This is a genomic window from Bacillus cereus group sp. MG16, assembly GCF_040459875.1.
In the GTDB taxonomy this organism is placed as follows: Bacteria; Bacillota; Bacilli; order Bacillales; family Bacillaceae_G; genus Bacillus_A; species Bacillus_A paranthracis.
In genome coordinates this window covers 5,350,001-5,355,553 of sequence record NZ_JARVHE010000001.1, presented here as the reverse complement: position 1 = coordinate 5,355,553, position 5,553 = coordinate 5,350,001, and the positions used below count along the sequence as shown (strand labels likewise).

The window sequence follows — 5,553 nt, the reverse complement described above, 5'->3', positions numbered from 1 at the left end:
GTTTAATTTAAATGGTTTAGATTCTGCAGAATATCCATTGTTACCACAAATTGAAGAACATCATGTTTTTAAGATTCCAACGGATTTACTTAAACATATGATTAGACAAACTGTATTTGCAGTTTCCACTTCTGAAACAAGACCGATCTTGACAGGTGTAAACTGGAAGGTATATAACAGCGAACTAACTGGCATTGCTACAGATAGTCACAGACTAGCTCTTCGAAAAGCAAAAATCGAAGGCATTGCAGATGAGTTCCAAGCAAATGTTGTTATTCCAGGAAAAAGTTTAAATGAATTAAGCAAAATTCTAGATGAGTCTGAAGAAATGGTAGATATCGTTATTACGGAGTATCAAGTATTATTCCGTACAAAACATTTATTATTCTTCTCAAGATTGTTAGAAGGAAATTACCCTGATACAACTCGCTTAATTCCAGCGGAGAGCAAAACAGATATTTTTGTAAATACAAAAGAATTTTTACAAGCAATTGATCGTGCATCTCTTTTAGCAAGAGATGGCCGTAATAATGTTGTAAAATTATCAACTTTAGAGCAGGCAATGCTAGAAATTTCCTCGAATTCACCAGAAATCGGGAAAGTAGTAGAAGAAGTTCAATGTGAAAAAGTAGATGGAGAAGAGTTAAAAATATCTTTTAGTGCAAAATATATGATGGATGCACTAAAAGCATTAGATAGTACTGAAATTAAGATTAGCTTTACTGGAGCAATGAGACCATTCTTAATTCGTACAGTAAATGATGAATCCATTATTCAATTAATTTTACCGGTTCGTACTTACTAAGTAAGAAATAAGGGTTGCTAGTTTTCAGATGCTAGTAGCCCTTATTTGATTTTTGGGTATTACTTTCCTAATGCTAGTTTATTTAGTACAATGAAAGAATGAACACTTTCAGAAAGTGAGCGATTTTATGAAACGTATTAAAATTTCAACAGAGTATATTACACTAGGGCAATTTTTAAAGTTAGCCGATGTAATTGATACAGGTGGCGCTGTAAAATGGTTTTTACAAGAATATGAAGTGTACGTGAATCAAGAACTTGAAAATAGAAGAGGTCGCAAACTATATGCGAACGATATTATTGAAATTCCAGGAAGCGGAAGTTTCCAAGTTCAGTCATAAAGGGGGAGCCCTTTGTTTATTTCAGAAATACAATTAAAAAACTATCGCAATTATGAAAAGTTAGAGCTTTCCTTTGAAGATAAGGTAAATGTAATTATCGGCGAGAATGCGCAAGGGAAAACGAATTTGATGGAAGCTATTTATGTTTTAGCGATGGCGAAATCTCATAGAACCTCTAATGATCGCGAGCTTATCCGTTGGGATGAAGATTTCGGTCAAATTAAAGGAAAGCTACAAAAGAGAAATAGTTCTTTGTCTTTGGAATTAAATATCTCGAAAAAAGGTAAAAAGGCAAAATTAAATCAACTTGAACAACAAAAACTGAGTCAATATATTGGCGTGATGAATGTTGTCATGTTTGCCCCAGAAGATTTAAATCTTGTAAAAGGAAGCCCTCAAGTAAGAAGACGCTTTTTAGATATGGAATTAGGCCAAATAGCTCCGGTCTATTTGTATGAATTGAGTCAATATCAAAAGGTGCTCACACAACGAAATCACTTGCTAAAAAAGATGCAAGGGAATAGTAAGAATGAGGAAACGATGTTGGATGTATTTACACTTCAACTTATTGAGCATGGTACAAAAATTTTGCGAAAACGCTTTGAATTTTTGCATTTACTACAAGAATGGGCAGCTCCAATTCATCGTGGTATAAGCCGTGGGTTAGAAGAATTAGAAATTGTCTATAAACCGAGTGTAGATGTATCAGAATCAATGGATTTGTCGAAAATAAAAGAAGTATACTATGAAAGTTTTCAATCCGTGAAACAACGTGAAATTTTCCGTGGTACGACTTTAATTGGTCCTCATCGTGATGATTTACAATTCTTCGTTAATAGTAAAAATGTTCAAGTCTTTGGTTCGCAAGGACAACAACGAACGACCGCACTGTCCCTAAAATTAGCTGAAATTGAATTGATTTACTCAGAAGTTAAAGAATATCCGATTCTTCTATTGGATGATGTATTATCAGAATTAGATGATTATCGTCAATCGCATCTGTTAAATACAATTCAAGGAAAAGTGCAAACATTTGTGACAACGACGAGTGTCGACGGAATTGAACACGAAACATTAAAAGAAGCGAAAACAATTCATGTAACGAACGGCACGGTAGATTGTGAAATAGATAGGGCGTAATCCCTGTTTAAATGGAAAAGTAGGTGATCTTTGTGTCAATGGAACAAAAGCAAATGCAAGAAAATTCATATGATGAAAGTCAAATACAGGTACTTGAAGGGCTAGAAGCAGTTCGAAAACGCCCTGGTATGTATATTGGATCTACAAGCGGAAAAGGACTTCACCATCTTGTATGGGAAATCGTCGATAATAGTATTGATGAGGCACTTGCAGGGTACTGTGATGAAATTAACGTTAGTATCGAAGAAGATAATAGTATTCGTGTAACGGATAATGGACGTGGTATTCCAGTTGGTATACAAGAAAAAATGGGACGTCCTGCTGTAGAAGTTATTATGACCGTTCTTCATGCTGGTGGTAAGTTTGGTGGCGGCGGTTATAAAGTTTCTGGTGGTTTGCATGGTGTTGGGGCATCTGTAGTAAATGCCCTATCAACAGAACTAGAGGTATTTGTGCATCGTGAAGGTAAAATCCATTATCAAAAATACGAAAGAGGTATTCCGGTTGCGGATTTAAAAGTCATTGGTGACACAGATCAAACAGGAACGATAACTCGATTTAAACCAGATCCAGAAATTTTTCAGGAAACAACAGTATACGAATTTGATACGCTCGCAACTCGTATGCGTGAATTAGCATTTTTAAATCGTAATATTAAATTAACAATTGAAGATAAACGTGAACATAAGCAAAAGAAAGAATTCCATTATGAAGGTGGAATTAAATCATACGTCGAGCATTTAAATCGCTCAAAACAACCAATCCATGAAGAACCTGTATATGTAGAAGGATCAAAAGATGGTATTCAAGTTGAGGTTTCCTTACAGTATAACGAAGGATATACAAATAATATTTACTCATTTACGAATAACATTCATACGTATGAAGGTGGAACACATGAAGTAGGGTTTAAAACAGCTTTAACTCGTGTGATTAACGATTATGGACGTAAAAATAGTATTTTAAAAGATGCAGACAGTAACTTAACGGGTGAGGATGTTCGTGAAGGTTTAACTGCAATTGTATCAATTAAACATCCAAACCCACAATTTGAAGGACAAACGAAGACGAAACTTGGGAATAGTGAAGCAAGAACGATTACAGAGTCTGTGTTTTCAGAGGCATTTGAAAAGTTCTTACTAGAAAACCCGAATGTTGCACGAAAAATCGTAGAAAAAGGTACGATGGCAGCACGTGCACGTGTTGCAGCGAAAAAAGCACGTGAATTGACACGCCGCAAGAGCGCATTAGAAGTTTCAAGTTTACCTGGTAAATTAGCAGATTGCTCTTCGAAAGATCCAGCAATTAGTGAAATTTACATTGTAGAGGGTGACTCTGCCGGTGGATCAGCAAAACAAGGGCGTGATCGTCACTTCCAAGCGATTTTACCGCTAAAAGGTAAAATTATTAACGTTGAAAAAGCAAGATTGGATAAAATTTTATCTAACGATGAAGTGCGTACAATTATTACTGCAATTGGTACGAACATTGGCGGCGATTTTGATATCGAGAAAGCTCGTTATCATAAAGTTATTATTATGACGGATGCCGACGTAGATGGTGCGCATATTCGTACCCTATTATTAACGTTCTTCTATCGTTATATGCGTCAAATTATTGAACACGGTTATATCTATATTGCACAGCCACCGTTGTTTAAAATACAACAAGGTAAAAAAATTCAATATGCTTATAATGAAAAAGAGCTTGAAAAGATTTTAGCTGAATTACCAGCTCAACCTAAACCTGGTATCCAACGTTACAAAGGTTTAGGAGAAATGAACCCAACCCAGCTTTGGGAAACGACAATGGATCCAGAAGTGCGTTCATTACTTCAAGTTTCCCTTCAAGATGCAATTGAAGCAGATGAAACATTTGAAATTTTAATGGGGGATAAAGTAGAGCCACGTCGTAACTTTATCCAAGAAAATGCAAAATACGTGAAAAACCTTGATATTTAAATGAGTAATGACAGGAATCTGAGTATTCCTGTCTTCTACATATAAATCAATGTATGTGTAACGGAAATGTAAGAGGAGGTGCTCGTTGATGTCAGACAATCAACAACAAGCACGAATTCGAGAAATTAATATTAGTCATGAAATGCGTACCTCATTTTTAGATTACGCAATGAGTGTTATCGTATCTCGTGCATTACCAGATGTTCGTGATGGATTAAAACCTGTGCATCGTAGGGTTTTATATGCGATGAATGATTTAGGAATTACGGCTGATAAAGCGTATAAGAAATCAGCACGTATTGTTGGTGAAGTAATCGGTAAGTATCACCCTCATGGTGATTCAGCTGTTTACGAAACAATGGTACGTATGGCGCAAGATTTCAGTCAACGTTATATGCTTGTTGATGGGCATGGTAACTTTGGATCTGTCGATGGAGATTCAGCGGCAGCAATGCGTTATACAGAAGCAAGAATGTCTAAAATCTCTATGGAATTAATACGTGATATTTCAAAGAATACGATTGATTATCAAGATAACTACGATGGTTCTGAAAGAGAGCCGATTGTATTACCAGCGCGCTTTCCTAATTTACTAGTAAATGGTACGACAGGTATTGCAGTTGGTATGGCAACGAATATTCCGCCGCATCAACTTGGCGAAGTAATTGATGGCGTATTGGCATTAAGTCATAATCCCGATATTACTATTGCAGAATTAATGGAGTGCATTCCAGGACCAGATTTCCCGACGGCAGGTTTAATTTTAGGAAGAAGTGGTATTCGTAGAGCTTATGAAACAGGACGCGGTTCTATTATACTTCGTGCTAAAGTTGAAATTGAAGAGAAGTCAAATGGCAAACAATCTATTATCGTAACGGAACTACCTTATCAAGTAAATAAGGCGCGATTAATTGAAAAAATTGCAGAATTAGTTCGCGATAAGAAAATTGAAGGTATTACAGATTTACGTGATGAATCAGATCGAAATGGTATGCGTATTGTTATGGAAGTACGTCGTGATGCCAATGCTAATGTATTATTAAATAACTTATATAAACATACAGCACTTCAAACAAGTTTCGGTATTAACATGCTGTCTCTTGTAAATGGAGAGCCACAAGTGCTGAACTTAAAACAAAATTTATATCATTACTTGGAACATCAAAAGGTAGTAATTCGTAGACGTACAGCTTATGAACTAGAAAAAGCAGAAGCGCGTGCTCATATTTTAGAAGGATTACGAATTGCCTTAGACCATCTGGATGAAGTTATTACATTAATTCGTAGTTCGAAAACAGCGGAAATTG

The 5,553-nt window shown here is 35.9% G+C and carries 5 protein-coding genes (1 of these 5 running past the window's edge); all 5 read left to right on the top strand.

All coding sequences use genetic code 11. The annotated features are described in order from the left end of the window. The coding region (gene dnaN, locus QCI73_RS27795; protein ID WP_353824079.1) for a DNA polymerase III subunit beta at positions 1-805 on the top strand (805 nt) is incomplete at its 5' end. Positions 806-932: 127 nt separating this feature from the next. Further along, positions 933-1,145, top strand: coding sequence for a S4 domain-containing protein YaaA (gene yaaA, locus QCI73_RS27790; RefSeq protein ID WP_000821367.1), 213 nt, complete (start codon positions 933-935; stop codon positions 1,143-1,145). Positions 1,146-1,157: 12 nt separating this feature from the next. Next, complete coding sequence (gene recF / locus QCI73_RS27785; RefSeq protein WP_000470753.1) at positions 1,158-2,285, top strand: DNA replication/repair protein RecF; 1,128 nt, start codon at positions 1,158-1,160, stop codon at positions 2,283-2,285. Between the two features lie 38 nt (positions 2,286-2,323). Beyond that, the gene (gene gyrB / locus QCI73_RS27780) at positions 2,324-4,246 is read left to right on the top strand and encodes a DNA topoisomerase (ATP-hydrolyzing) subunit B (RefSeq protein WP_000435991.1); all 1,923 of its coding nucleotides are present in this window, start codon (positions 2,324-2,326) and stop codon (positions 4,244-4,246) included. Between the two features lie 88 nt (positions 4,247-4,334). After that, on the top strand, positions 4,335-5,553 hold the 5' portion of the coding sequence (gene gyrA / locus QCI73_RS27775) for a DNA gyrase subunit A (protein ID WP_001282850.1). It continues 1,253 nt past the right edge of the window; the window shows 1,219 of its 2,472 coding nt (coding positions 1-1,219); it begins with the start codon at positions 4,335-4,337; its stop codon lies beyond the right edge, outside the window.

Coding starts and splice junctions, on each gene's coding strand:
- yaaA (WP_000821367.1), top strand. CDS start 933: ATGAAACGTATTAAAATTTCAACAGAGTATATTACACTAGGGCAATTT.
- gyrB (WP_000435991.1), top strand. CDS start 2,324: ATGGAACAAAAGCAAATGCAAGAAAATTCATATGATGAAAGTCAAATA.